Raw genomic sequence first — 24,467 nt, 5'->3', positions numbered from 1 at the left:
CCGCGTGCGTCGGGGCTGGGCACGGTGGCGGCCAGGCGCACCAGCGGCGCATAGGCTTCGCGGAACAGCGCAATGTCGGTCACGGCCAGCGCGCCCACGGTCTCGCCGTGGTAGCCGCCGGCCACGCCGACAAACCGGCACTTGTCGGCCTGGCCCGCGTTGCGCCAGTGGTGCGCGCTCATCTTCAGCGCGATCTCGGTGGCGCTGGCGCCGTCGCTGCCGTAGAACGCGTGGCCCAGGCCGGTGAGCGCGGCCAGGCGCTCGGAGAGTTCGACCACCGGCCCGTGGGTGAAGCCGGCCAGCATCACGTGGTCGAGCGTGTGCAACTGGTCCACAAGCGCGGCGCGGATCTCGGGGTGGTTGTGACCGAACAGGTTGACCCACCAGGAGCTGATCGCGTCAAGGTAGCGCCGGCCTTCGTGGTCGTGCAACCACACGCCTTCGGCCCGTGCCACCGGGATCAGCGGCAACGCCGCGCCCTCGGGCGCGTGCAGCTTCATCTGCGTGCAGGGGTGCCACACCGCGGCCAGGCTGCGCTGGCGCCAGGCGGCGTTGGGCGACACGGGCAGCGTCAAAGCTCGGCGCCCAGGGGCAGGATGACCGGGTCGCCGGCCTGCGGACCGGCGGGCTCGCTGCGGGTCTCGACGATGCGGTTGGCGGCATCGGGGAACACCAGCTTGGGCACGGCTTCGTCGAGCTTGTCTTCGTGCACCATGCCGAAGGCCGCGATGATCACCAGGTCGCCCACGCTGGCGCGCCGGGCGGCCGAGCCGTTGAGCGAAATGATGCCGCTGCCGCGCGGCGACTTGATGGCGTAGGTGATGAAACGTTCGCCGTTGTTGATGTTCCAGATGTGCACCTGTTCGTTGGGGCGGATGTTGCTCGCCTCCAGCAGGTCTTCGTCGATGCCGCAGGAGCCTTCGTAGTGCAGCTCGCAGTGGGTGACGGTGGCGCGGTGGATCTTGGATTTCAGCAGGGTGCGGAACATGGGTTGTCTCCTCGGAATGGGGCTTCAGCCTTCAATGGGGTGCAGGGGGTTTTCGTCACCGACCGAACGCGTGCGGGTGGTCAGGCCCACGCGCCGGAGCAGATCACGGTCGGCCTCGACGTCGGGGTTGCCGGTCACCAGCAGCTTGTCGCCGTAGAAGATGGAATTGGCGCCGGCCAGGAAGCACAGCACCTGGGTCGATTCGCCCATCTGCCGGCGCCCGGCCGACAGGCGCACCTTGGCCGTGGGCATGGTGATGCGGGCCACCGCCACCGTGCGCACGAACTCCAGCGGGTCCAGATCGGGCTCGTCGGCCAGTGGTGTGCCGGGCACCTTGACCAGGTGGTTGATCGGCACCGATTCGGGGTACGGCGCCAGGTTGGCGAGCTGCGCGATCAGGCCGGCGCGCCCGGCGCGTGATTCGCCCATGCCCACGATGCCGCCGCTGCAGACATGGATGCCGGCCTCGCGCACATGGCCCAGCGTGTCCAGCCGGTCCTGGTAGTCGCGGGTGGTGATGATGTCGCCGTACAGCTCGGGCGCGGTGTCCAGGTTGTGGTTGTAGTAGTCCAGGCCCGCGCCCTTGAGGCGCTGCGCCTGGTCACCCGTGAGCATGCCCAGGGTGCAGCAGGCCTCCAGGCCCTCGTCCTTGATCACGCGCACCAGCTCTTCGACCTTTTCCAGGTCGCGGTCGTTGGGCGCGCGCCAGGCGGCGCCCATGCAGAAGCGCGAGGCGCCGGCCGCCTTGGCGCCGAGCACGGCTTCGCGCACGGCCTCGGGCGTCATCATCTTGGTGGCTTCCACGCCGGTCTCGTGGTGCACCGACTGCGGACAGTAGCCGCAGTCCTCCGGGCAGCCGCCGGTCTTGATCGACAACAGCGTGGCCAGCTCCATCTCGGTGGGGTCGTGGTGCTCGCGGTGCACGGTCTGGGCGCGGTGCATCAGCTCGGGCAAAGGCAGGTCCAGCAGGGCCTGCACGGCGGCGACGCTCCAGCGCTGTGCCGTCGCCGGTGCAGACTTGACGGGGCGGTGCAGGGTCACAGGGGCTTCAACGATCATGTTCATCGGGTGTCTCCAGAGGTTCAGTCTTCAATGCCGCGCTGCGCCGGGATACCGGCGTTGAACGCGTGCTTGATCTTGGTCATTTCGGTCACGGTGTCGGCCAGCTCGATGATCTCGGGCGGGCAGCGACGACCGGTCAGACAGACATGCACATGCGAAGGCCGCTCGCGCAAGGTCTGCAACACACCGTCCAGCGGCAACCAGCCGTAGATCAGCGGGTAGGTGATCTCGTCGAGCACGACGAGAAAGTGATCACCGGCGAGGATGGTAGCGCGGGCCTTCTCCCAGCCGTCGCGCGCCAGTTGGGCGGAGCGTTCCAGGTCCTGACTCTTCCAGCTGAAGCCGTCGCCCAAGCCTTCGATCGGGATGCCGATCTGTTCGAACATGCGGTGTTCGCCGAAGCGCGCCGTTGGCACCTTCATGAACTGGTAGATCTTCACGGCCTTGCCGCGGCCGTGCGCGCGCAAGGCCAGCCCGAAGGCGGCCGTACTCTTGCCTTTGCCATCGCCGGTGTTGACGATCACGAGGCCACGGCGCTCGCCCTCGGCTTTGTCGTAGGGCTTCTCGCTCGGTGGGGTTTCAATCTGCATGGTGTGTCTTCGGTAAAGAGGTGATGCGCGGCAGCGCCACCCACTGCCCTTGCAGTGCGTGGACTTCGATGCGGTGGTCGAACACCGCTTCCAGCGCGCGGTGGGTGGTGGGCTCGGCACACAGGCCCTGGTGGGTGATGCGGCCTTGCGCCATCACCACCAATTCGTCGGCGTGCAGGGCCATGGCGATCTCGTGCAGCACGCTGACCACGGTCTTGCCTTCGCGCACGAGGGCCTGCACCAGATCGAGCCAGTCGGCCTGGTGCGGCGGGTCGAGGTTGGCCAGGGGCTCGTCCATCAACAGGACCTGGGCCTCGACGGCCAGCGCGCGGGCCAGCAGCACGCGCTGGCGCTCGCCGCCCGAGAGCTGACCGAGCGAGCGGGCGCGCCAGCCCCAGGCCTGGGTGGCCCGCAGCGCGCGCTCCACGGCGGCGTGGTCGGCGGCGCTGGGCGGGCTGAGCCAGGCCTGGTGCGGCAGGCGCCCGAGCATGGCGACGTCCCACACGGTGAGGTCGTCGCCACTCGATTCGTTTTGTCCCAGCCAGGCGAGCTGCTGCGCCCGCTGGCGGCTGGGCCAGTCGGCCAGCGGCCGGCCCAGCAAGGCGACCCCACCGCTGTGCGGCAGCAGCCCGGCGAGTGCCTTGAGCAGCGTGGACTTGCCCGCGCCGTTGGGCCCGACGATGCAGGTCCAGCGCGCACGCGGCAGCGCCAGGGTGATGTTGTGCAGGATCTCGGTGTCGCCCAACCGCGCGCTGAGACCGCGCGCTTCGATGGCAATGGCGTTCATGGTTGCGTTCACAGCCCCGCCCCCCGCGACACGCGCGTGTTGCGTTGCATCAACCACAGCAGGTAGCCGCCACCCAGCACGGCGGTGAGCACGCCCACCGGCAGCTCCTGCGGCGCGATCAGCCAGCGCGCCAGCGTGTCGGCCGCCATCAGCAACGCGCCGCCCATGCAGCTGGCCAGCAGCATCAGGCGGGCGCTGGTGGTCTTGACCATGGAGCGCACCAGGTGTGGCGCGGCGAGGCCGACGAAGGCGATCAGCCCGGTCTGCGCCACGGCGGTGCCGGTGGCCAGCGCGAGCACCGCCACCAGCGCCGCGCGCATGGGACCCAGCGGCAGGCCCAGGCTGCGCGCGGTCGCGTCGCCCAGGCTCAGGCCGTCGAGCACACGCGCCAGCAGCCAGGCCGCCAGCGCACACAGCGCCCACACGGCCACCATCAGCACGCAGGCGGTCCAGCCCACGAAGCTGGTCGAGCCCAGCATGAAGGCCTGCATGGCCTGCAGCGATTCGGGCGAGAACAGCAACACGAGGTGCGTCATCGCACCCAGCACCACGCCCACCACCACACCGGCCAGCAGCAGGCGCAGCGTGTGCTGCACGCCGCGCGAGAGCAGCAGCGTGAGCAGCACCGCCAGCACCGCGCCGCCGAAGGCTGCACCGGTCAGGCCCAGGCGCACCCAGACGCTGCTGGAGAACACACTCACGGCCACGCCGCTGTTCATCATGCCGGCGCCCAGCATGCCCGCGCCGCCGCCCATCGCGGCCAGCGCCAGCGCCACACCGAGCGATGCGCCGGAGGCGCTGCCGAGCAGAAACGGGTCGGCCAGCGGGTTGCGGAACAGGCCCTGCGCCACCGCGCCGGCCAGGCCCAGCAGCGCGCCCGCTCCCCAGGCGCCCAGCGTGCGCGGCAGGCGGATCTCCCACACGATCTGCTGCGCCATCGCGGTGGCGGCCGGATCGGCATCCGGGTTCAGCAGCGGGCCGATCAGGTTCTCAAAACCGGCGCTGCCCACGCAGACGCCGAGCGCGGCCAAGGCCAGCGCGGTGAGCAGCAGGCCCACCACCAGCCACGACGCGCGGCGTGCGTTCACGGGCGTACTCCCGCTTTTTTCGCGCCGGGCGCCTTATCGGCCAGGCAGCGCACCATCAGCCGGGCCCCCTCGGCCATGCGCGGGCCGGGCCGCACCAAGGTGTCGGACTCGTCGGCCGGGAACACACACAGGTGCTGCGCGCGCATGGCGCGCATGCTCATCCAGCCCGGGCGCTGCAGCATGCCGTCCACGCTGCGCTGGCCGACCATGATCAGGTCGGGGGCGGCGCGCACGATGTACTCGGGGTTGAGTTTGGGAAACGGCCCAAGCGACGCGGGCACGATGTTCTTCGTGCCCAGGCGCGTGAGCGTCTCGCCGATGAAGGAGCTTTCGCCCGCGGCGTACGGCCCGGGGTTGACCTCGAAATACACGCGCGTGCCGCGCACGCTGGCGGGCAGCGACTGCGCGGCGGCCATCACGGCTGCATCTATGGCGCGCCAGATTTTCTGCGCGTCGGGCACCTCCAGCAACTGGCCGATCTTGAGCATCACGCGCTGCACGTCGGCGTGCGTCTTGGGCTCCAGCGCCACCACCTTGAGGCCCAGCGCACGCAGCCGGTCGCCCGCGCGCGACGACGTCGCCATCAGCACCACATCGGGCCGCAGCGCCACGATCTGTTCGATGTTCGGGTCCAGCCCGCCGCCCACCTTGGGCAGCGGCTTCACGCTCGCGGGCCAGTTGGTGTAACGGTCCACGCCCACCAGGCGCTGGCACTGGCCGAGTTCGCACACCGTCTCGGCCAGCGAGGGCAGCAGGCTCACGATGCGTTGCGGCGAACGCTCGAAGTTCACCACATCGCCGCGGTCGTCGGTGATCTGCAGCGCGGCGCGGGCTGGCAAAGACAGCAGCGCCAGCCCCACCAGTGCCACAGCGGCCAGGATGTCACGCATCGGTTTCATGGCTTGTCTTTCAAGGTCAGCGGCAGGCCCGCCGCCATCAGGGTGACGCGCTCGCACGCGGCCGCCACGCTCTGGTTCAAGCGGCCCAGCGCGTCCACAAACTGGCGCACCTCGCGCCCCAGGGGGATCACGCCCAGGCCGATCTCGTTGCCCACCAGCACCAACGGGCCGGGCGCTGCGGCGATGGCCTCGCACAGCGCGTGGCCCGCCGCCTCCACGGCCGCCTCGTCGAGGGCTCGCGCGGCATCGGCCGGCATCATCAGGTTGGTCAGCCACAGCGTCAGGCAATCGACCACCACCAGGGTCTGCGCATCGCTGGCACGGCGCAGCGCCTCGGCCAGCGCCAGCGGCTCCTCCACCGTGACCATGCCCGGCACCCGCTCGGCGCGGTCGCGCCGGTGGCGCGCGATGCGTTCGCGCATCTCGCCGTCCCAGGCCTGGCCGGTGGCGATCAGCACGGCGCGGTGATCGGGCGAACGCTCCAGCCATTGTCGCGCCAGCACCTCGGCGCGGCGCGACTTGCCACTGCGCTGGCCGCCGAGGATGAATTCGCTGCGGGTCGGGTCAGCCATGCTGATTCATCCACGTTGCGACGATGCGGTGCATCTGCTCCACCCCGTCGGTCAGCGCCGCCGGGCCGGGTTGCAGGATGTCGGCCGACTTGATCTCGAACAGCTGGCCGTTCTTCACCGCAGGCACGTCCTGCCAGCCCGGCCGCGCCGCCACCTTCTCGGGACGGAACTTCTTGCCGCACCAGGAGCCGATCACGATGTCGGGTGAGCGCGCCACGATCTCTGCGCCGTCGGCGATGATGCGGTTCTTGCCCAGCGACTGCACGGCCAGCTCGGGAAACACATCGTCACCGCCCGCGATGCCCAGCAGCTCCGACACCCAGCGGATGCCGCTGATGTGCGGCTCGTCCCACTCTTCAAAGAACACCCGCGGGCGGCGCTTGCCCGCCGCCACCAGCGCGCTCACCTCGGCACGGATGGCCACCAACCGCAGGCGCATGACGTCGATGCGCGCCAGGCCCTCTTCAGCGCAGCCCACCATCGCAGCCACCTGGTACAGCATGGAAAAAACCTCCTCCACGCTGCGCTGGTTGAACACCGTCACCTGCACGCCGGCTCGGATCAGCGAGGCCGCGATGTCGGCCTGCAGGTCCGAGAAACCGAACACGCAGTCCGGCTGCAGCGCAAGGATCTTGTCGATCTTGGCGTTAAGGAAGGCGCTGACCTTGGGCTTCTCGTCGCGAGCCCGGCGCGGGCGCACCGTGTAGCCGCTGATGCCGACGATGCGGTGCTCCTGCCCCAGCAGGTAGAGCCACTCGGTGGTCTCCTCGGTCAGGCAGACGATGCGCTGAGGCCCCAGGTGCGGTGTGCTCACAAAACCTCCTCAAGGAACAGCGAGGCTGCGGCCTCGGGGTTGGAGGCAAACCAGGCGTGGAAATAACTGGCGCGCACCGGGCCTTGCGCGTAGATGGTCTCGCCGCGCCCGCCCGCGCGCTGCGATGCGGTCGATGAGCGCGGCATCAGTGGCGACTCGGTGGTCGAGTAGTGGAACGTGTGCCCGCGCAGCTCGCCCTGCGGCGTGTCCCAGCGCTGCGGCCCGAGCGCGGCCAGGCGCTTTTGCATGACCACTCGGCCGGGCAGCAGGCCCCACATCGCGTGCTCGTCGCCGTCGGTGGTGGTCAGGGTGTCAAACAGCGGCATCATGCCGCCGCACTCGGCCCAGACCGGCCGGCCCGCCGCGACGTGATCGGCCAGCGAGGCCCGGCAGTGCACACCCTTCGCCAGCGTGGCCGCGTGCAGCTCCGGGTAGCCGCCCGGCAGCCACACGGCGTCGCACGCGGGCACCGGCTCATCGGCCAGCGGCGAGAAAAACACCAGCTCGGCACCGAGCGCGCACAGGCTGTCCAGGTTGGCCGGGTAGATGAAGCAGAAGGCCGCATCGCGCGCCACCGCCACCGTGCGCCCCACCAGCCGGCGAGCGGGCAGCACGGGCGACACCGCGTCAAACCGCACCGCCCAACGCTGCCAGCCCGCGTGGTCGAGCTGACCCAGCGGCGTCTGCGCCAGCGCGTCGGCCACGGCGTCGAGCCGCTCCATGGCGTCGGGCAGCTCGGACGCCACCGTCAAGCCAAGGTGCCGCTCGGGCAGCGTGAAGCCCGCGTCGCGCAACAAGGCCCCGAGCCAGCCGGCGTCGATGCCCACCGCTTCACTTTCAGACATCGCCGGTCGCAACGAGCGCTGCAGCATCTGCGCGTGGCCCTCGCTGGCGACCCGGTTGGCCAGCACGCCCGCCCAGGGCAGGCCTTCCTGGTAGTGGCGCAGCCCGTGCGCCAGCGCGCCGAAGGTGCCCGCCATCGCCGAGGCGTCGATCACCGCCAGCACGGGCAGCCCGAAACGCCGTGCGAGGTCGGCCGCGCTGGGCTCACCGTCGAAGAGGCCCATGACCCCTTCGATCAGGATCAGGTCGCACGACGATGCGGCCTCAAACAGGCGCGCACGGATGTCGGCCTCGCCATTGAGCCAGAGGTCGAGGTTGTGCACCGGGTGGCCGCTGGCGAGCGTGTGCCAGTGCGGGTCCAGAAAATCCGGACCGCACTTGAACACCCGCACCCGGCGGCCCTGCCGCGTGTGCAGCCGCGCCAGCGCCGCCGTCACGGTGGTCTTGCCCTGGCCCGAGGCCGGGGCCGCGATCAGCAGCGCGGGGCAGACAGCAACGGCGTGGTCCATGGCGGCACTCAGCGCGGTGACCAGTTGAGGCCGACGTACAAGGTGCGCCCGGCGGTGGCGTAGCCCAGCACCGACTCGTAGGCCTTGTCGCTCAGGTTGTCGACACGGACCTGCAGCTTCCAGTCGGGCGTGAGCGCGGTGCTGGCCGTCAGGTTCAGCAGGCTGTAGGCCGGCAGGCGCTGCGTGTTGGCCGCGTCGTTGAACCGCGAGCCGACATGCTGCACCTCGCCCCCCAGTGTCCAGCTGGCGAGCTGGGTGTCGGCGGTCAGCGTGGCCTGGGTCTGGGCGCGCCGGGCGAGGCGCAGACCGGTCTCCTGGTCTTTGGGACGCATCAGGTCAAGCGAAGCGCCGAGGTTGACCGTGCCCACCCGGGTGCCGCCGCTGAGCGTGACGCCGGTGTAGCGCGCCCTGCCCGTGTTGCCGTAACAACCCGCGAATTCGCCCACGCCGTTGGCGCAGGTGCCAGGCCCGCTCACGTAGTCGATCAGGTTCTTCACCTCGTTGCGGTACAGCGTGAACCCGGCCCGGTCATGACCCGACTGGTAGCGCAGACCGGTTTCGAAGTTGCGGGCGGTTTCGGCCTTCAGATCGGGCGTGCCGTAGAGGCTGAAGCGCTGGAACAGCGTGGGCACACGGAACGCGGTGCCGGCCGACAGCGTGGCGCGCCAGGCGGGCGTGAACGCAAACGCGTAGGCCGCGCCCCCGGTGGACTGGCCACCGAACTCGCTGTCCTCGTCGTGGCGTGCGTTGAGCTGCAGCGTGTGTGCACCGTGGCGCAGTGTGTAGCCCAGTGCGAGCGCGTTCTGGTCGCGGTCGTTCTGTTCGGGGGTGGTGCTGCCGTTCGTGAGGCGGTCTTCGCGGCGCTCCAGATCGGCGCTCAGGGTGGCCGTTCCCATGCGCCACTCGTTGCGCAAGAGGTAGGTGTCGATGCGCGTGTTGGTGAGGTAAGGCGACGGCGTGGTTTCGTAGCGGTCGGTACCGCGTGTCACCCCCACCCGGGTTTTCCAGGTGTCGCTCCAGGCCGCCGACCAGCTGAGTCCCAGGGTGCGGAGGTCTTGCTGGCCCTGGTCGTCCTGACTGGGAAGAAAGCCGTCGTAGCCCGCCTTCTGCTCGCTGTCGAGCAGCGTCGCTTCCAGCTCGTGGCCGGGTGCGAGCTTCCAGCCCAGCCGCCCAGAGACCGAGTGGCTGCGGTAGCCGTCGCGGTCCGGGTTGCCCGAGAGCTTGGCATTGAACCCGTCGCTGCGCTCACCCGAGAGGCCCAGCGCGTAGCTCACCGCGTCCTGCCCGCCCCGCAGCGACACGCTCATGTCGCGCGTGTTGTGCGTGCCCACGCCCACGTGCACCGAGGGAAAGAAACCCGCCTCACCCTGGCGGGTGAAGATCTGGACCACACCGGCCAGGGCGTCCGATCCGTAGATCGCTGCCGCCGGGCCGCGCAGCACCTCGATGCGCTCGACCTGCGCCAAGGGAATCGCGTTCCAGCTGGCGCCGCCGGTGGACTGCGAGTCCACGCGGACCCCGTCCACGAACACGGCGGTGAAACGCGTCTCGGCGCCGCGCAGGTACACGCTCGTGGTCGAAGCGGGGCCGCCGTTGCGGGTCACGGTGATGCCCGGCACGCGCGACAGCACATCGGCCAGACCGTTGGCGCCGCTGCGCTCGATCTGCTCGCGGTCGATGATGGAAACGTCGGCCACCACATCGGCCACAGGAATGGCAGACCGCGTGGCGGTGACCACGGTTTCAGGCAGTTCCGTGGCGGTGGAGGTTGCAGAAGTCTGGGCGTGGGAAGACAGGGCCAGGATGGCCAGGGGCAGCACGGCCAGGGGCGCGCGCAGGTTGCGGTTTTTCATGAAAGCAGAACGAACGATGATGTGCTCTCACCGTCTTCCCCGACGGTGCCTGAGCGTCACGGCAGCGCGCCAACTTCTGGACGCACCACCACCTCGTTGGCCGGTATCCGGGCTGGCAGAGCGACCTTCATCACCTTCCCAGACAGCGCGAGCCGTCCAGTGGTTGTGAGATGAAAGCGGAGTGGCCTGAAGACATCAGGCATCTCGTCTGCTTACCGTTGCGGGGGCAGCGCAGGTTAGGTCGGTCCGTGTGGACTTTCCCTCCTGCTTCCCGTTGAACTGCGGCATGTGAACCACACCGCGAGCACCAACAGCGCGCATTGTAATCGCGTGGCCCGTGCCGCAACCCTACAATGTGGCAGCAACATGTCGTAACCATGGCCGATCCCAAGCACCTTGACCAGATCACCGAACGCGTAGAGCGGCTGCTGCTGCGACACGAGGAACTGCAGCGCACCAACGCCCTGCTGCACGAGCAGGTGCAGGCCCTGCAGGCCGAACGGGACTCGCTCAAGTCGCGCCTGAACGCCGCGCGCGCCCGCATCGACGCCCTGCTCGACCGGCTGCCCGCCTCGGCCACTGAAGGCCTGACGACCCCGCACAAGGATCGCGAATGAACAAGCCGGCCAGCAAACAGATTGAAGTCCAGATCATGGGTCAGAGCTACCTGCTGGCCTGCCCTGTGGGTGGCGAGTCGGCCCTGCTCGATGCCGTGGAGCGGGTCGACACCGCCATGTGCCGCATCCGCGATGCCGGCAAGATGAAGGCCCGCGACCGCATCGCCGTGCTCGCCTCGCTGAACCTCGCCTTCGAGCTGTCGCAAAAAGAGTCACAACATTTTGAACAGCCCGTGTTCGGCCACACTGAATCCGGCGCGCTGACCGAGCCCTCACAGACACTGGGCAGCGCGGACAACGATCCGGCCGCGCAGGCGCGCATGGACGAACTCATTCGCCGCCTCGACCAGACCCTGGGCAGCGACGGCCAACTGCTCTGACGACCATTCGGCGGCGCGCAAGTTTTTATGGACCGGCGGTCCTGAAAACACAGCGCAGCGAGCCTACAATCCAAACCGTCTGCAGTGCGCGCCGGGCTTTATATTTCCTTGAACCAATGCTCATTGAGCACGGACTAGGTACATTGCCTGATGGGTGTGAGCATCTCGCGTCAGATGAACCCGAAGTCACGCTGCCCTGGCCCACCTGAACCCCGGTTCAGGATGACGGTCCGGCGGCACGGCAGACACCTTATTCGAACCTCCCCCTGCGCCGCTTCGCGTCGTCCCCCCTCTCCTGCGGGAAGGGGGACGTGGCCTGTGGCCCGGCTGAGCCGGTTCCACGGCCACCCTCGACCAGACCACCCGCTCCGGTCGCACTTCTTCTCGCTCCCCATGATCCTTGAACCTCTGCTCATTGCCGAACTGGTTGCCCTTGGCCTGTGCACCGGCTTCCTGGCTGGCCTGCTCGGCATCGGTGGCGGCATGATCATGGTGCCCTTCATCACCGTGATCCTTTCGGGTCGTGGCGTCGCCCCCGATCTGTCGATCAAGATGGCCATCGCCACCTCCATGGCCACCATCATCTTCACCTCCATCTCCAGCGTGCGTGCGCACCACCAGCGCGGTGCCGTGCGCTGGGACATCGTCAAGCGCCTGGCGCCGGGCATCGTGCTGGGTGCCGCGCTGGCCAGCCTGGGCGTGTTCGCGATGCTCAAGGGTTCGTGGCTCGCGCTGGTGTTTGCCGCCTTCGTCAGCTTCTCCGCGACGCAGATGCTGATGGACAAGAAACCCAAACCCACACGCACCCTGCCCGGCACCGCGGGCCAGATCGGCGCGGGCACGACCATCGGCTTCCTCTCCGGTCTGGTGGGTGCGGGGGGGGGCTTCGTGAGCGTGCCTTTCATGACCTGGTGCAACGTCGCCATCCACAACGCCGTGGCCACCAGCGCCGCGCTCGGGTTCCCGATTGCGCTGGCCAATGCCCTGGGCTACATCGTCTCGGGCCAGGGCGTGGCCGGCTTGCCCACCGGTTCGCTGGGCTATGTGTTCCTGCCCGCGCTGCTGGTCATCGCCATCGCCAGCGTGCTCATGGCGCCGCTGGGCGTGAAAGCCGCGCACGCGCTGCCGGTGAAATCGCTCAAGCGCGTCTTCGCCAGCATCCTGTATGTGCTGGCCGCGTACATGCTCTACAAAGGTCTGGCAGCCTGAAGGGCTGTGAGCCCCCACGCTCCACCGCTGCGCGGGTCGCTGCCCCCCAAAGGGTGCGGTCTTGCTTGGGGCGGCCCTGCGTTGCGACCAGTGGCATTCCAGCTCAGGCCGTGAGCTGAACGTTCGACACCACGATGCCGTCCTCGTCGGCGTAGAGCCAGTCGCCCGGACGTACCCACACCCCCTGGATCTGCACCGCCAGATCGCGCAGCCCCTCGGTGCGGCGCTCGGTGGGCAACGGTATGCAGGCCAGCGCGCGGATGCCCACGTTGCAGACGGCCAGCTCGGCCACGTCACGAACGCAGCCATCGATCACCACGCCAGCCCAGCCATTGCGGGCCGCCGCAGCCCCGAGGTTGCCGCCCAGCAGCGCGCGGCGCAACGAGCTGCCGCCATCCACCACCAGCACCCGGCCCTCGCCCGCGCTTTCGACCGCCTGCTTCACCGGGGTGTTGTCTTCGAAGCATTTGACGGTGACCACCGGACCCGCGAAGCGGCGCACCGCACCGAATTCACGGAACACGGGCGGCAGCACACGAAAGGCGCCGGAGTCATCGTTCTTGTGGGCGTCACACAAATCGCAGGTGGCCATCATGGGGGTGTTGGACATGGTGAAAATCGGATTGAAAAGCGGGTTGAAAAATGAAGGGAAGACGGGCCTGGAAATCGAGCGCATTGGAGCATGACCACACGCTCTGACGAACAGCTTGCACAGGGCGTGGGCTGAAGTGTTGTTTTCAACGCCAATATGGGCCTCACTTCCTCTGAAAACCTGCAAAAAACCTGATCACGCCGCTTGGAATGGTGATGCAAGTCCATTAGCATCCGAGACACCAGTGAGAAAGCGCGTTTTCCGCTGGTGAATAGTCAACTTCTAGAAGGATATCCAACCATGGCAACTGCAAAAAAAGCGCCGGCTAAAAAAGCCGCCCCGGCCAAGAAGGCCGCTGCTCCGGCAAAGAAGGCCGCTCCTGCGAAGAAGGTCGCTGCACCCGCGAAGAAAGCCGCTCCGGCCAAGAAGGCTGCTGCTCCGGCAAAGAAGGCCGCTCCGGCCAAAAAAGCCGCCCCTGCCAAGAAGGCCGCTCCGGCGAAAAAGCGCACGCCCAACGCCGCGTTCATGAAGGCCATGACGCCCAGCGCCGCACTGGCCGCCATCGTCGGCTCCACCCCGCTGCCACGCACCGAAGTGACCAAGCAGGTCTGGGCTTACATCAAGAAGAACAAGCTGCAGGACGAAGTGAACCGTCGCATGATCAATGCCGACGCCAAGCTGAAGGAGATCTTCAAGAAGGCCCAGGCTTCGATGTTCGAAATGACCAAGATGATCAACGAACACCTGAAGTGATCAGGCCACGGGGCTCCGCGCTTCGCGCAGAGCCTTCGATCCAAAGAGCCGGCGCAAGCCGGCTTTTTTTCGTCTGGGCGCGACCGGCGCCGCCGAAGGGCAACGGCAATCGGATACCCCTGCAGAGCATCCCCCAAATGTGAGAAACTGAAAAAAACCTACCCCAAATGAGGTATGACAGTTCCACCCCCACAGCCCAACATGCCGGTCAGCGGTTCAGGTCATGAGGACCTGACTTCGCCGTTGCCGCTGCAATACAACAGGGTGGTCCTTGTGATGGACTTGGTGGAATCGGTGCGTCTGATGGCGGCGAACGAGTCGGCGGTGGTGAATCACTGGCGCGGCTTTCTCAGCCATGCACGAACGCAGGTGCTGCCCCAGCGGCGCGGTCGACTGGTCAAGAGCCTGGGTGACGGCATCCTGGCCGAGTTCGACCAGCCCGTCGACGCCGTGAAGGCGGCCCACGAACTCCACCGCTTCTTTGCCCCCCTCAACCAGACCCTGCCACCGGCCGAGCAACTGCACCTGCGGGCGGGCATCAACGCCAGCCACCTGTATGTCGATTCCGAAGACGTGTATGGCCACGGTGTGAACCTGGCTGCGCGCGTGACCAGCCTGGCCGATCCGGGGGACACGGTGGTCACAGCGGCCGTGCGCGATGCCATCGTGGACGGGGTGGACGGTGAAGTCGAGGACATGGGTGACAGTTATCTCAAGCACTGGCCCGAGCCGGTGCGCACCTGGCTGGTTCACCCGGTGCGAGACGGCCAGGCGGTCTGGCGTCCCGCGGCCCACGAGGCTGAGCCTGTCGACTTCCGGCCCTCCATCGCCGTCATCCCGTTCGAGGCCCGCAACCCTTCGCCGGAACACTTCGTCATCGGCGAACTCATTGCCGACGGCGTGATCGCACAGCTTTCACGCAGCCAGGACCTGCGCGTGATCTCACGCCTGTCCACCACGGCCTTTCGCAACCGCAGCGCCAGCCCCGGCGAAATCGACGCCCAGCTCGACGCCGCCTTCGTGCTCAGCGGCAGCTACGCCACCCTGGGTGACAGAGTGGTCATCATGGCCGAACTGTCCGACACGCGCCGGCATGAAGTCGTGTGGGCCGAGCGCCTCGGTGGCGACACCCTGGACCTGGTGCAGGAACAAAGCGAACTGCTCAACACGCTCAGCACCGCCTGTGCCCACGCACTGCTCCATGCCGAAATCCAGCGCAGCCTGGTGCTGCCCCTGCCCAAGCTGGATAGCAATTCGCTCATGCTGGGCGGTATCACGCTCATGCACCGCTCGACAGTCCGTGACCTGCAGCGCAGCCAGCAGCTGCTCGAAGCGGTGGCTGAACGGCACAAACGCGTGGCGGCACCGCGGGCCTGGATGGCCAAGTGGCACATCATGCAGGTGGTGCAAGGCCTCGCGGCCGATCCGGCCAGGGAATTCCAGCGGGCGATCGACATGGCCGACCGCGCGCTTGATCTGGAGCCCTCCAGCTCGCTGGCCATGGCCATCAAGGGCCACGCGCTGTGCCACCTGGGCAAGGACGTGGAGGCCTCGCACCGCCTGCTGCAGGAAGCCACCCAGAGCAACCCCAACGATCCCATGGCCTGGCTGTACAACAGCGTGTGGTCAACCATGTGGGGCACCCCCACGGATTCGATGATCGAAGCCGAAAATGCTCTGCACCTTTCCCCGCTGGATCCGCAGAAATATTATTTCGAGATGATGTTGGCGACCAGCTGCGCAGCCATGGAGATGTGGGAGCGCGCCATTGAACTCTCCCGTTCGTCGCTGCTAAAAAATCGATACCACCTGCCCACCATCAGAACCTTGCTGATTGCGCAGTACGAGTCTGGTGCCATGGATGATGCTATTCAGACCTTTGCGATTTTGCGCTCCCTTCAACCCGACCTGACCGTTTCAAGATACCTGTCTTCTGGGAGCCAAAGTCGCTTGAGGCGCAGAGGAGCGAAGGTCTTGGCAGCGCTAGGAATGCCCGAGTAATTTTTTCAAGGAGTGACCATGAGTGGAGGACTGAGTGGCGGTCTAAGTGGCGGTCTAAGTGGAGGACTGAGTGGCGGTCTAAGTGGCGGACTTGGTGCCGCCATGGTCTCTTCCGACGCCCTCATCCTGAGCCGAGCATCCATCGTCGGCCCATTCATCGGTGCGTCCTTGCACGCCACCGAACCCGGGTTCGACGAACCCGCCAACCTCAAACTCTGGGCCGATGGACCGCGCGTCACGGCCTGCTTCACCGAGTTGGTCGAGGGCCTGCTGTTCCGCACCCGCAACGGCCCCAAGGAAGCGCTGCTGGAATTCGCCAACCTGCAGGCTCGCAACATCCAGCGCGAACCACTCGTGCGCCTGCGCGCACCCACCAAGGCCCAGTTCAAGAAACAGCTGGATCTGGTTGCGGCCTACGCCGATCTGCGCGCCGACCGCGCAGCCGAGGTCGTGGCGCAGCTGACGCCGCCGCTGACGTTCTTTTCGTCCATGGTCGGCCTGACGGCACACCGCCACAAAAAAACCCTGCAGCTGCTGGATCTGGTCTTTGCGCTCTGCTTGCATGTGGAGATGCGCTTCAAGCACGTCTTCGCCAGCCTGCGGCCGGAAGCGTTTTCGCCGCAGATCCAGCCCATGATCCAGACACCCGGCCATGGCAGCTGGCCCAGCGGCCATGCCACCGAAGCCTTTGCCTTCGCCGTCCTGCAGGAGGCGCTGCTCAACGCCGCCTCTGCAGAAGGCGTCGCCACCCCCAACGGCACCGCCAGCCACGAACAGTTGCAGCGCCTGGCCGCACGCATCGCCGTGAACCGCACGGTGGCCGGTGTGCACTTCCCGGTGGACAGCGCGGCCGGTCGTCTGCTCGGCACGGCGCTGGCCGAGTTCCTGGTGGCCCGCGCCACCGGCACGCGGGTGCACGAGCGCGGCTTTGATGGCCGCCTGTTCCAAGGCGCGAACGGCGAGGCGCTGGACTTCAGCCTGCACCAGAAGATGGATGGCCCCCATAGGCAGGCAGCCTACACACGCTCGGCGACCAGCACGGGCGTGGGCAATGCCCCCCTGCTTACCTGGCTCTGGGAGGAAGCGATCAAGGAGTGGCAATGAGCGCCGCGTTGCGCAGCGTAGGGGTGCCGGAATGAGCGCACCGACCTGGCAGCCCTTGCCCACCGGTGAGTTCACCGGCATCGACTGGAGCGCCCCCGGCGCCATCAATGGTCAGGACCCCTACCTCGCCTGGGCCGAGGCCGACCACTTCGCCGGCTACCGGCGGGGCCCCGGCAAGAAGCCGCCAAAGTGGTTACCCATCGTGATCGAGCTCTCGGCGCAGGCCGAAGTGCCAGCGCTGGTGGCCGCATCCCGCACCGCGTGGCTGCAGATTCCCCGTGTGTACCTGAACGTACCCGGCCTGCGTTTTTGCAGCGCCCGCGTGAGGCCGCGCTTTTTCGACAAGCTTCGCAGCGATGCCCATTTGCGCAGCCTCATCCAGCGCTTCGAACTCGGCCTGCCGGTCGCGCCGCACACGCACGCGCTGATCGACCCTTGCACGCCCACCAGCCAGCCCACCCCGGCCCATGGCCTGCTCGGTGGCAAGGTGCTGGGCCTGATCGACGGCGGTCTGGCGCTGGCCAACAGCGCCTTTCTGGACCGGCACGGTCACACACGCATCCGGCATTTCTGGCGGCAGGACGCCTACGAGAACGGCAACTGGCCCGGTAACCAGCCACGCCACCGCGAACCGCTGGACCCGGCACGCGCCGGCCCCACGCCGCACGACATGGGCTACGGCCACGAACTGTCGGGCGCAGCCATCGACGCGGCCATGACGGCCTACACCCGGCAGGGCCAGGTGGACGAAGACGCGCTCTACCAGCACCTGCAGCTCTGGGACCTGAGCAAACCCGTCAACCACGGTACCCACGTGTTGAGTCTGGCCTGCGGGCCGGGCAGTCCACTGCATCCGGTCCACGACGACGCCAGCCGTGCCGACCTGGTGGCCGTGCAGCTCGACTGGTCGAACGTGCTCGACACCTCGGGCGGCGCCATGAACGTGAGCGTGCTCGACGGTTTGATGTACATCCTGGCGCGCTGTGCGCCGGGCGCGCAGGTGGTGGTGAACATCAGCTGGGGCACCCTGGCGGGGCCGCACGATGGCAGCTCCATCCTCGAGGCGGCCATGGACCAGCTGATCGCGCTGTATGGCGGGCGGCTGCAGGTCACCGTGCCCGCAGGAAACGCCTACCAGAGCCGCACCCACGCCAACGCCACGCTGCCGCCGAACCAGGCCGTGAACCTGCACTGGCGCGTGCAACCGGACGACCGCACCCAGAGCTTTCTGGAGCTGTGGTTGCCCGATGGCGCGCAGGACGTGACGATTTCCGTGACGCCGCCAGGACACCCGCAGCCTTTGCCCGCGATGCCCATGGGGCAGGCGGGCCTGTGGACCGACGCGCACGGCGCCCCCCTGTGCGGGCTGATCTTCCCCGCCTCGACCGCGCTCGGCACCCAGGGCACCTGCGCCCTGCTCGCGCTCGCACCGACCTTCAGCCGCCACGCCGCCGACACCACCGCGCCCTTTGGCCCGTGGAAAGTCACCCTCACCAACACAGGCGCCAGCACCACCCTCTTCGACGCCTACATTGAGCGCGACGATGTGGCCATTGGCCAGAACACCGGCGCCCGACAGTCCTACTTTGAAGACGCGGACTACGACACCAGTGGCAACCTCGGGTCTTTCGTCGACCATCCAGGCAACTCGACGCCGATCCGGCGCAGCGGCACCTTCAACAGCCTGTCCACCGGCCAGAACACGGTGAGCGTGGGAGGTACCCGGCGCGCGGCATCGCCCAGCGGGCACTTCGCCCTGTATTCCCCGCGCAAACCCGACCCGGACGCGGGCCGCCCTGAGCGGCCGGGCGTGAAGAAAGTGCCCGACACGCTGCAACCCAGCGATGACAACCCGACCCTGTGGGGTGTGCTGGGCGCGGGCAGTCGCAGCGGCAGCGTGATCCGCTTGGCCGGCACCAGCAGCTCGTCGCCACAGCTCGCCCGCCAGCGACTCAACGTAGCCTGAAAAACGCCCGCGCGGAACGGGTCTCGCGCTACCAGCGCGCGGGCAAGGGCTTGAGCAGCCAGATACAGCGCTCGCGGACGGCGATGTAGCCGCCACACTCCAGGTCTTTCAGCAGGCGGCTGACCATCTCGCGCGAACAGGCCAGGTGCTGCGCCATGGCCTGGTGGGTCAGTCGCTCGCGCAATGGCCGCTCGCCCCGTTCGTTGGGGGGGCTGGCCATCCGGTTCAGCAGGCTGACCAGACGACCGTACACATCGATGAGTGCCACGCTGCGAGCGCTTTCCGTGGCCAGGCGGGCGCGCCGGATCAGACGGCCCAGGAGCTCGAGGGCAAATTCGGGGTGATCGGCGATGTAGCCCAGCAGCGTGGCTCGGGTCACCACGGCGCAGGTGCTGGCCTCGATGGCTTCGACATTGGCCGACCGGGGACCGCCGTCGAGCGACATTTCGCCCACGTATTCCCACGGCCCGTACGTGCCGAGGGTGAGCTCCTTGCCGCTGTTGTCGGCCAGAAAGGCCCGAAGCCGGCCCTTGAGAACGACGTAGAGCGTGTCGCCGGTTTCCCCTTCCTGGATCAGCAGCGTCCCCCGGCGGTAGAGACGAGGCACCCCGAGGGCGGCCAGAGCCTCAATGTGTGATGTGGAACCGGGTTGGGGCGATAACGCGGCGGCAAGGGGCATGGGTGCTCATGGTTGGGCGAACTCCATGGCATTGTGAGGCATCGGCGAAACGATGCGCAAGGCGGGCACCACCGGCGGCAGGCTGTTGACGCGCTGCATCATCAAACGGATGCTGGGGCAGCCGGTCTTTTCGCGCAAGGCCTTGATCTGGCTGCGCACCGTGGACTGGACCACGCCGTGTTCGGCCGCGATGTCGGGGATCGACAAGCCGCGGCACAGGCCCATCAGCACCGACTCTTCACTTGGACTGAGGTTTTGCGACCGTGCAAACATGCGGACCGCCAGGTTCTCGCAGGCGCTTTGTCGCGACAACAGGACCAGCACCGACGGCTCGTCGGTCTCCAGGGGGTGGCTCAGCGGGATGAAGGCCAGGGACAGCTCCCGCGATGCACTGCGAAGCGAAACCAGCCGGCGCTGACCACGCAGGGCCTGCTCCAGCGCCTGCTGGATCTGCACGGTGAAGTCGGTGGTGACGCCCAGCAACGTGTTGCCGTGGTTCATGATCAGCCGGGCGCTGATCATTTCGTGGCGCGCGAGGTGGTTGGCATGGCGCAAACGGCCCTGGCCGTCGATCACCAGCACACCGTAATCGACTTCGTCCAGCACGCGCAGCAGGAGCGCCTGCTCAAGGCCACCCTGAGCGCCGAAGCCCGCTGCCGAAAAATGGCTGCGGGTGGAGATGGTTTCATTGGCTTGCCACATGTGACGTTCCTCCGTCGTGTTGATGGAGGAACTTTAGAAAAAAGGCGGCCGGACAGATAGCGCGTGGTTGCCCGGCGTTTTGTGATCTATTTACATTTCGCCGAGAAATCGGCCTGCGACAGGTCTTATGCCCGCGCCTTGTCGCGGATGGCCGACAAGGTGCCCCGCGTGGTGATGACTTCTTCACTGAGCATCACTTCGATCACCGTGCCGCCGGGCGCCGCCAGGGCACGCAGCAGCGCGGGCTCGAACTCGGCGGTGTGGGTGATCTGCTCGGCCGCGTAGCCGTAGGCCCGGGCGAGAGCACAGAAGTCCGGGTTGTTCAAATCAGAACCGCTCACGCGCGCCGGGTACTCGCGCTCCTGGTGCATGCGGATGGTGCCGAAGGTGCCGTTGTTGAGCAGCAGCACGATGCTTTTGGCGCCGTGCTGCACGGCCGTGGCCAGCTCCTGGCCATTCATGAGGAAGTCGCCGTCGCCCGCGATGGTGAAGGCGGTGCGCCCGGTGAGGATGGCCGCCCCGATCCCCGCCGGTACGCCGTAGCCCATGGCGCCGTTGGTGGGTGCGAGCTGGGTCTTGTGGCCTTTGACCAGCCCGTGGTAGCGGTAGAAGCGGTGCAACCACGACGCAAAGTTGCCCGCGCCGTTGGTGAGCACGGCATCGGCCGGCAGGTGCTCCTGCAGCGTGTGGATGAGGGCGGGCATGTCGATCGTGCCGGGCAGCACGATGCCCCCGTTGCCCACGTCCACGTTGGCCTCGTAATCGGCGTGGCAGGCCTGAGTCCACTGGCCCCAGGCGACACCGGGTGGCGCGGTCAAAACCTCCAGGCTGCGCGCTGCCGCGTTCATGGTGGCGTTGATCGCCAACGTGGCCTGGTAGACGCGGTTCAGCTCTTCGGCGCTGGCGTGGATGTGCACCAGCTTCTGTTTCGGCACCGGTGCTTCGATCAGCGTGTAGCCGCCGGTGGTCGATTCGCCCAGTCGTGGGCCGATGGCGATCAGCAGGTCGCTCTCGCGCACGCGCGCGGCCAGTGCCGGGTTGATGCCCAGACCGATGTCGCCCGCGTAGTTGGGGTGGTGGTTGTCGAAACAGTCCTGGAAGCGGAAGGCGTTGGCCACCGGCAGTTGCCAGTTTTCAGCAAAGCGCTGCAAGGCCGCTGCCGACTGCGGCGTCCAGCCACCACCGCCAGCGATCACCAGCGGGCGCTCGGCCTGCAGCAGCAGTTCGCGCAGGGTGCGCAGCGCGCCCGGGTCGCTCCAGGCCTGCACCGGCTCCACGCGCGGCAGCGGTTCGACGTCCACGGTTTGCGTAAGCATGTCTTCGGGCAGCACGAGTACCACCGGACCGGGCCGGCCGTTCATGGCGGTGGCGAAGGCGCGGGCCACGTATTCGGGGATGCGGCGCGCATCGTCGATGCGCTCCACGCGCTTGGCCATGCCCTTGGTGCTCGGCCCAAAGAAGCTCAGGTAGTCCACCTCCTGAAAGGCTTCGCGGTCGCGCGCGTCGCTGGCCACATCGCCGATGAACAGCACCATGGGCGTGGAGTCCTGGAAGGCGGTGTGCAGGCCGATGGAGGCGTTGGTCGCGCCCGGTCCGCGGGTCACGAAGCAGATGCCCGGTCGCCCGGTGAGCTTGCCCTGGGCTTCGGCCATGAAGGCGGCGCCGCCCTCCTGCCGGTTCATCACGAAACGGATGCGGTCGGCGTGGGCATGAAAGCCGTCGAGCACGGCGAGGTAACTTTCGCCCGGCACGCCAAAGGCGTGGGTCACACCCTGGGCGATCAGGCATTCGACGAGCAGGTGGCCGGCGAGTTTTTGTGTCATGCCGGCATTGTGCCGCGGGTCGAAATTCAAACTGTCCTGCGGCCGACACCCACAGCCGCATAGACCGATATGAACAGCACCACCGCGGCGCCGGCCAGCGTGAGCGCGTACCAGCCGCGGTCCATCAGGGCGCCAAACACCAGCGGCGAGATCGCAAAACCCACGTCCAGACCCGAATACACGGTGCCATAGACCCGGCCGGTTGCGCCTTTGGGCGTGGCTTTCTTGATCATCATGTCGCGGCTCGGGCCACCCACGCCGACGGCGAAGCCGGTGGCGGCCAGCGCCACCATGGTGCCGGTGGCGCCCAGCCAGCCCGTGGCGCACAGCAGCAGCAAGGCCGCACCACTGGACATCGAGACCGCCACCACGCGGTCGCTGGAGAACCGGTGGCTCTGCCCATAGGCCGCGACGAAGCCACCGACCAGCATGCCACCGGCGCCGCACAGCATGTAGGCGCTGATGGTCAGCGTTGCCGCTTCGACGCTCACGCCGTACAGGCTCTTCAGGATCGATGGCGCAAAACTCTGCACCACCGCGAGCGTCATCGTGGACAAGAGAAAAAAGGCAAAACACCACCACACCACCGGCAGTTTCAGATAGTCCAGCTCAGAACCCTTCGGTGCGTCGGCGAGGCGCACGTGCACCTCGGTGCGCAGCTTGTCGCGCTGCCAGAACAGCAGGGCCAGAACGGCCACGTAGAGCATCGCGGCGGCGTGGTATGCGGTGCGCCAGTCGGCCAGCGCGGTGATGCCGACCAGGAACGCGGGCGCCAGCGCCCAGCCCAGGTTGCCGGTGAGACCGTGGGCGCTGAAGGCGTGGCCCAGGCGCGGCGCCGACACGCGCTGGTTCAGGATGGTGAAGTCCGCCGGATGGAACGGCGCGTTGCCCAGTCCGGCCAGAGCGGCCACCAGCACCAGGCCCATGTAGCCCGTGACCATGGAAGCGGCCAGCGACGCCATCAGGAAGCAGGTGATGGCGGCGAACAGCACCGGCCGCGCACCTATGCGGTCCACCACGAAGCCGGCCATGGCCTGGCCCGAACCCGAGATGATGAAAAAGATGCTCATGAGCAGTCCGACGTCGGAATAGCTCAGGCCGAAGTCGCGCATGAACACCGGGAACAGGGGGGCGAGCAGCAGGTGGGAGAAGTGCGATGTGCCGTGCGCCAGGCCGACCAGCCCGATGACGGAAGCATCCTGCTTGAGGGGAATGGGGTTGGCCGGCGCTGTGGCGCCGAGGGTGGCGGTGTTCATGCGGCCAATGGTAGGGTGGGCAAGCAGGGCTGTTTTGCGATAAAAAGACAATTCCTGTCGAATTCCAGCCAAACCGCCCTGCCCCACCCATGAAACCCCGCCGCCCGCGCCAGGCCGTACCGGTCGGCGACACCGACCCCTTCGAACCCACGCCAGCGCGGCCGGTGCGCTGCCGCGCACGCGCCATGGGGCACGACACCCAGTTCGAGCCGCACCACCACCCCTGGGGCCAGCTCGCCTGTTGCGCCAGCGGCCTGCTGCAGGTGACGGTGTCCACGCCGGGAGACCCGAGCAGCAACGCGCCCGCGTTCGAAACCACCACCATCGTGCCGCCGTCGCGCGCGGTCTGGATTCCGCCGGGGGCGCGGCACGCGGTCACCATGCTCGAAGCCTCGCAATTGCACACCCTCTACATCGATGCGTCGGTGGTGCCGGCGGACTGGCGCTGTTCGCGCGTCCTGGTGGTGTCGCCGCTGCTGCGCGAGCTGGTGCGCGGCATGGACCTGCCGCACGCGCAGCAAGCGCCCCAGCAGCAGGCCCTGGCCACGCTGGTGCTGGCCGAGATCGCGAACGCACCCACCCAGCCACTGGGTGTGCCCATGCCCGACCCGCAACACGGCGACCGCCGGCTGCGCACGCTGTGCGAAGCCGTGATGAACGCACCCGCGCAGCACGCCACGCTGGCCGCCTGGGCGGCGCACAGCGGTGCGAGCGAACGCACGCTGGCGCGGCTGTTTCGTGAAGAACTGGGGACCGGCTTCCAGCGCTGGCGCCAGCAGGTGGTGCTGGCCCATGCATTGCCCATGCTGGCGCGCGGCGCGCCCGTGAGCCAGGTGGCCGCGGCCAGCGGCTACGCGAGCGACAGTGCCTTCACCGCCATGTTCCGCGCCGCGCTGGGCCAGCCGCCCACACGCTTCGGGCCGGGTCGACCAGCGTCCGCCTGATCAGGCGGGCCGCTCGACAGGCAACACCTCCCAGACCCGCTCCTTGGGCCGGCACAGGCGCGTGCCCAGCGGCGTGACGACGATGGGCCGCTCCACCAGCACCGGGTGGTTCACCATGAAATCGAGCAATTGCTCATCGCTCCAGTCGGGCCGGGCCAGATCGAGCTGCGCGTACAGATCGCCCTTGGTCCGGATCACGTCGCGCGGGCGCAGGGCCATGGCTTTCAGCAGGCCGGCCAGCTGTTCGCGCGTGTAGGGCGTCTTCAGGTACTCAACCACCAGCGGGTCGACGCCCGCCTCGCGGACCATGGCCAGCACGTTGCGCGAGGTGCTGCAGGCGGGGTTGTGGAAAAAGGTGATCTCGGGGTTCTTGGGCTTCATGTCGGTGCTTCGGTGGAGGCTGGCGAGAGCATAGCGCCCGCTCGCGGTGCAAAGT

25 protein-coding genes, 1 other RNA gene and 1 riboswitch are annotated in these 24,467 nt (G+C 67.8%); of the genes, 9 read left to right on the top strand and 17 right to left on the bottom strand.

The annotated features are described in order from the left end of the window. The 11 genes from F3K02_RS27265 to F3K02_RS27215 form a co-directional block, all read right to left on the bottom strand. The coding region (locus F3K02_RS27265; RefSeq protein WP_177139928.1) for an aminotransferase class III-fold pyridoxal phosphate-dependent enzyme at nucleotides 1-500 on the bottom strand (500 nt) is incomplete at its 3' end. Nucleotides 501-571: 71 nt separating this feature from the next. Then, nucleotides 572-988: an aspartate 1-decarboxylase gene (gene panD, locus F3K02_RS27260; RefSeq protein ID WP_177139849.1), complete on the bottom strand. Its 417-nt coding sequence runs from the start codon at nucleotides 986-988 to the stop codon at nucleotides 572-574. A 24-nt stretch (nucleotides 989-1,012) separates the two neighbouring features. Further along, entirely contained in the window at nucleotides 1,013-2,047 is a 1,035-nt protein-coding gene (gene bioB, locus F3K02_RS27255; protein WP_425485649.1) for a biotin synthase BioB, read from the bottom strand. A gap of 23 nt (nucleotides 2,048-2,070) precedes the next feature. Beyond that, nucleotides 2,071-2,640 (bottom strand): cob(I)yrinic acid a,c-diamide adenosyltransferase, encoded by a 570-nt coding sequence (cobO, locus tag F3K02_RS27250; protein ID WP_177139845.1) that lies wholly within the window; start codon nucleotides 2,638-2,640, stop codon nucleotides 2,071-2,073. Beyond that, nucleotides 2,630-3,427 carry an ABC transporter ATP-binding protein gene (locus F3K02_RS27245; protein WP_177139843.1) on the bottom strand — a complete coding sequence of 266 codons (798 nt, stop codon included), beginning with the start codon at nucleotides 3,425-3,427 and terminating at the stop codon, nucleotides 2,630-2,632. Before F3K02_RS27245 ends, cobO begins: the two co-directional genes overlap by 11 nt. Nucleotides 3,428-3,435: 8 nt before the next feature. Beyond that, nucleotides 3,436-4,515 (bottom strand): iron chelate uptake ABC transporter family permease subunit, encoded by a 1,080-nt coding sequence (locus F3K02_RS27240; protein ID WP_177139841.1) that lies wholly within the window; start codon nucleotides 4,513-4,515, stop codon nucleotides 3,436-3,438. After that, nucleotides 4,512-5,414 carry an ABC transporter substrate-binding protein gene (locus F3K02_RS27235; protein ID WP_177139839.1) on the bottom strand — a complete coding sequence of 301 codons (903 nt, stop codon included), beginning with the start codon at nucleotides 5,412-5,414 and terminating at the stop codon, nucleotides 4,512-4,514. The genes F3K02_RS27240 and F3K02_RS27235 overlap by 4 nt, the downstream gene beginning before the upstream one ends. Continuing rightward, complete coding sequence (cobU, locus tag F3K02_RS27230; protein WP_177139837.1) at nucleotides 5,411-5,986, bottom strand: bifunctional adenosylcobinamide kinase/adenosylcobinamide-phosphate guanylyltransferase; 576 nt, start codon at nucleotides 5,984-5,986, stop codon at nucleotides 5,411-5,413. Before cobU ends, F3K02_RS27235 begins: the two co-directional genes overlap by 4 nt. Next, nucleotides 5,979-6,800, bottom strand: a complete 822-nt coding sequence (locus tag F3K02_RS27225) for an ABC transporter substrate-binding protein (protein ID WP_343067183.1) — start codon at nucleotides 6,798-6,800, stop codon at nucleotides 5,979-5,981. The genes cobU and F3K02_RS27225 overlap by 8 nt, the downstream gene beginning before the upstream one ends. Further along, on the bottom strand, nucleotides 6,797-8,152 hold the full coding sequence (locus F3K02_RS27220) for a cobyrinic acid a,c-diamide synthase CobB (protein WP_177139835.1): 1,356 nt from the start codon (nucleotides 8,150-8,152) through the stop codon (nucleotides 6,797-6,799). The genes F3K02_RS27225 and F3K02_RS27220 overlap by 4 nt, the downstream gene beginning before the upstream one ends. Nucleotides 8,153-8,160: 8 nt before the next feature. After that, nucleotides 8,161-10,005: a TonB-dependent receptor domain-containing protein gene (locus F3K02_RS27215; RefSeq protein ID WP_177139832.1), complete on the bottom strand. Its 1,845-nt coding sequence runs from the start codon at nucleotides 10,003-10,005 to the stop codon at nucleotides 8,161-8,163. 81 nt (nucleotides 10,006-10,086) lie between these two features. Beyond that, nucleotides 10,087-10,332, bottom strand: a riboswitch (cobalamin riboswitch). A 50-nt stretch (nucleotides 10,333-10,382) separates the two neighbouring features. Between F3K02_RS27215 and F3K02_RS27210 the strand changes: the two genes are divergently transcribed. From F3K02_RS27210 to F3K02_RS27195, 4 genes are all read left to right on the top strand, one after another. Further along, a complete protein-coding gene (locus F3K02_RS27210; protein WP_177139830.1) occupies nucleotides 10,383-10,622 on the top strand; it encodes a DUF904 domain-containing protein in 240 nt (79 codons plus the stop codon). Beyond that, nucleotides 10,619-11,002, top strand: a complete 384-nt coding sequence (locus F3K02_RS27205; RefSeq protein WP_177139828.1) for a cell division protein ZapA — start codon at nucleotides 10,619-10,621, stop codon at nucleotides 11,000-11,002. Before F3K02_RS27210 ends, F3K02_RS27205 begins: the two co-directional genes overlap by 4 nt. Before the next feature lie 73 nt (nucleotides 11,003-11,075). After that, nucleotides 11,076-11,254: non-coding RNA, 6S RNA (gene ssrS / locus F3K02_RS27200), on the top strand. Nucleotides 11,255-11,395: 141 nt separating this feature from the next. Beyond that, entirely contained in the window at nucleotides 11,396-12,211 is an 816-nt protein-coding gene (locus F3K02_RS27195; RefSeq protein WP_177139826.1) for a sulfite exporter TauE/SafE family protein, read from the top strand. 103 nt (nucleotides 12,212-12,314) lie between these two features. On the opposite strand, the gene rraA is transcribed toward F3K02_RS27195, so the two are convergent. Beyond that, entirely contained in the window at nucleotides 12,315-12,821 is a 507-nt protein-coding gene (gene rraA / locus F3K02_RS27190) for a ribonuclease E activity regulator RraA (protein ID WP_177139824.1), read from the bottom strand. Between the two features lie 282 nt (nucleotides 12,822-13,103). Between rraA and F3K02_RS27185 the strand changes: the two genes are divergently transcribed. The 4 genes from F3K02_RS27185 to F3K02_RS27170 all read left to right on the top strand — a co-directional run bounded on the left by F3K02_RS27185 (nucleotide 13,104) and on the right by F3K02_RS27170 (nucleotide 18,627). Beyond that, entirely contained in the window at nucleotides 13,104-13,556 is a 453-nt protein-coding gene (locus F3K02_RS27185) for an SWIB/MDM2 domain-containing protein (RefSeq protein ID WP_177139822.1), read from the top strand. 276 nt (nucleotides 13,557-13,832) lie between these two features. After that, entirely contained in the window at nucleotides 13,833-15,557 is a 1,725-nt protein-coding gene (locus F3K02_RS27180) for an adenylate/guanylate cyclase domain-containing protein (protein WP_218179596.1), read from the top strand. Between the two features lie 102 nt (nucleotides 15,558-15,659). Next, the gene (locus F3K02_RS27175) at nucleotides 15,660-16,661 is read left to right on the top strand and encodes a phosphatase PAP2 family protein (protein WP_177139818.1); all 1,002 of its coding nucleotides are present in this window, start codon (nucleotides 15,660-15,662) and stop codon (nucleotides 16,659-16,661) included. Nucleotides 16,662-16,692: 31 nt separating this feature from the next. Then, on the top strand, nucleotides 16,693-18,627 hold the full coding sequence (locus F3K02_RS27170; protein WP_177139817.1) for a S8/S53 family peptidase: 1,935 nt from the start codon (nucleotides 16,693-16,695) through the stop codon (nucleotides 18,625-18,627). 28 nt (nucleotides 18,628-18,655) lie between these two features. Here the strand turns inward: F3K02_RS27170 and F3K02_RS27165 are convergent, their stop codons facing one another. The 4 genes from F3K02_RS27165 to F3K02_RS27150 form a co-directional block, all read right to left on the bottom strand. Beyond that, nucleotides 18,656-19,306, bottom strand: coding sequence for a Crp/Fnr family transcriptional regulator (locus tag F3K02_RS27165; RefSeq protein WP_177139816.1), 651 nt, complete (start codon nucleotides 19,304-19,306; stop codon nucleotides 18,656-18,658). Between the two features lie 6 nt (nucleotides 19,307-19,312). Beyond that, complete coding sequence (locus F3K02_RS27160) at nucleotides 19,313-20,008, bottom strand: helix-turn-helix transcriptional regulator (RefSeq protein ID WP_177139815.1); 696 nt, start codon at nucleotides 20,006-20,008, stop codon at nucleotides 19,313-19,315. Between the two features lie 125 nt (nucleotides 20,009-20,133). Next, complete coding sequence (locus tag F3K02_RS27155) at nucleotides 20,134-21,831, bottom strand: thiamine pyrophosphate-binding protein (RefSeq protein WP_177139814.1); 1,698 nt, start codon at nucleotides 21,829-21,831, stop codon at nucleotides 20,134-20,136. Between the two features lie 26 nt (nucleotides 21,832-21,857). Further along, nucleotides 21,858-23,087: an MFS transporter gene (locus F3K02_RS27150; RefSeq protein WP_177139813.1), complete on the bottom strand. Its 1,230-nt coding sequence runs from the start codon at nucleotides 23,085-23,087 to the stop codon at nucleotides 21,858-21,860. A gap of 89 nt (nucleotides 23,088-23,176) precedes the next feature. On the opposite strand from F3K02_RS27150, the gene F3K02_RS27145 reads away from it, so the two are divergent. Next, nucleotides 23,177-24,031 (top strand): AraC family transcriptional regulator, encoded by an 855-nt coding sequence (locus F3K02_RS27145; protein ID WP_177139812.1) that lies wholly within the window; start codon nucleotides 23,177-23,179, stop codon nucleotides 24,029-24,031. On the opposite strand, the gene arsC is transcribed toward F3K02_RS27145, so the two are convergent. Continuing rightward, complete coding sequence (gene arsC, locus F3K02_RS27140) at nucleotides 24,032-24,412, bottom strand: arsenate reductase (glutaredoxin) (RefSeq protein WP_177139810.1); 381 nt, start codon at nucleotides 24,410-24,412, stop codon at nucleotides 24,032-24,034. It abuts the gene before it with no gap. Between the last annotated feature and the right edge of the window lie 55 nt (nucleotides 24,413-24,467).

The sequence above is a fragment of the Hydrogenophaga aromaticivorans genome, from assembly GCF_013387465.1.
Lineage (GTDB): Bacteria > Pseudomonadota > Gammaproteobacteria > Burkholderiales > Burkholderiaceae_C > Hydrogenophaga > Hydrogenophaga aromaticivorans.
The sequence above is the reverse complement of the archived record's forward strand: the minus strand, read 5'-3'. Positions and strand labels throughout refer to the sequence as shown.

What these genes read in the sequence shown, in the direction of transcription:
- F3K02_RS27220 (WP_177139835.1), bottom strand. Translation starts at nt 8,152, where the DNA reads ATGGACCACGCCGTTGCTGTCTGCCCCGCGCTGCTGATCGCGGCCCCG.
- F3K02_RS27160 (WP_177139815.1), bottom strand. Translation starts at nt 20,008, where the DNA reads ATGTGGCAAGCCAATGAAACCATCTCCACCCGCAGCCATTTTTCGGCA.
- rraA (WP_177139824.1), bottom strand. Translation starts at nt 12,821, where the DNA reads ATGTCCAACACCCCCATGATGGCCACCTGCGATTTGTGTGACGCCCAC.
- F3K02_RS27210 (WP_177139830.1), top strand. Translation starts at nt 10,383, where the DNA reads ATGGCCGATCCCAAGCACCTTGACCAGATCACCGAACGCGTAGAGCGG.
- F3K02_RS27195 (WP_177139826.1), top strand. Translation starts at nt 11,396, where the DNA reads ATGATCCTTGAACCTCTGCTCATTGCCGAACTGGTTGCCCTTGGCCTG.
- cobO (WP_177139845.1), bottom strand. Translation starts at nt 2,640, where the DNA reads ATGCAGATTGAAACCCCACCGAGCGAGAAGCCCTACGACAAAGCCGAG.
- F3K02_RS27175 (WP_177139818.1), top strand. Translation starts at nt 15,660, where the DNA reads ATGGTCTCTTCCGACGCCCTCATCCTGAGCCGAGCATCCATCGTCGGC.
- F3K02_RS27185 (WP_177139822.1), top strand. Translation starts at nt 13,104, where the DNA reads ATGGCAACTGCAAAAAAAGCGCCGGCTAAAAAAGCCGCCCCGGCCAAG.
- F3K02_RS27215 (WP_177139832.1), bottom strand. Translation starts at nt 10,005, where the DNA reads ATGAAAAACCGCAACCTGCGCGCGCCCCTGGCCGTGCTGCCCCTGGCC.
- F3K02_RS27235 (WP_177139839.1), bottom strand. Translation starts at nt 5,414, where the DNA reads ATGAAACCGATGCGTGACATCCTGGCCGCTGTGGCACTGGTGGGGCTG.
- F3K02_RS27150 (WP_177139813.1), bottom strand. Translation starts at nt 23,087, where the DNA reads ATGAACACCGCCACCCTCGGCGCCACAGCGCCGGCCAACCCCATTCCC.
- F3K02_RS27245 (WP_177139843.1), bottom strand. Translation starts at nt 3,427, where the DNA reads ATGAACGCCATTGCCATCGAAGCGCGCGGTCTCAGCGCGCGGTTGGGC.
- F3K02_RS27155 (WP_177139814.1), bottom strand. Translation starts at nt 21,831, where the DNA reads ATGACACAAAAACTCGCCGGCCACCTGCTCGTCGAATGCCTGATCGCC.
- arsC (WP_177139810.1), bottom strand. Translation starts at nt 24,412, where the DNA reads ATGAAGCCCAAGAACCCCGAGATCACCTTTTTCCACAACCCCGCCTGC.
- panD (WP_177139849.1), bottom strand. Translation starts at nt 988, where the DNA reads ATGTTCCGCACCCTGCTGAAATCCAAGATCCACCGCGCCACCGTCACC.
- F3K02_RS27205 (WP_177139828.1), top strand. Translation starts at nt 10,619, where the DNA reads ATGAACAAGCCGGCCAGCAAACAGATTGAAGTCCAGATCATGGGTCAG.
- F3K02_RS27165 (WP_177139816.1), bottom strand. Translation starts at nt 19,306, where the DNA reads ATGCCCCTTGCCGCCGCGTTATCGCCCCAACCCGGTTCCACATCACAC.
- cobU (WP_177139837.1), bottom strand. Translation starts at nt 5,986, where the DNA reads ATGGCTGACCCGACCCGCAGCGAATTCATCCTCGGCGGCCAGCGCAGT.
- bioB (WP_425485649.1), bottom strand. Translation starts at nt 2,047, where the DNA reads ATGATCGTTGAAGCCCCTGTGACCCTGCACCGCCCCGTCAAGTCTGCA.
- F3K02_RS27145 (WP_177139812.1), top strand. Translation starts at nt 23,177, where the DNA reads ATGAAACCCCGCCGCCCGCGCCAGGCCGTACCGGTCGGCGACACCGAC.
- F3K02_RS27170 (WP_177139817.1), top strand. Translation starts at nt 16,693, where the DNA reads ATGAGCGCACCGACCTGGCAGCCCTTGCCCACCGGTGAGTTCACCGGC.
- F3K02_RS27180 (WP_218179596.1), top strand. Translation starts at nt 13,833, where the DNA reads ATGGACTTGGTGGAATCGGTGCGTCTGATGGCGGCGAACGAGTCGGCG.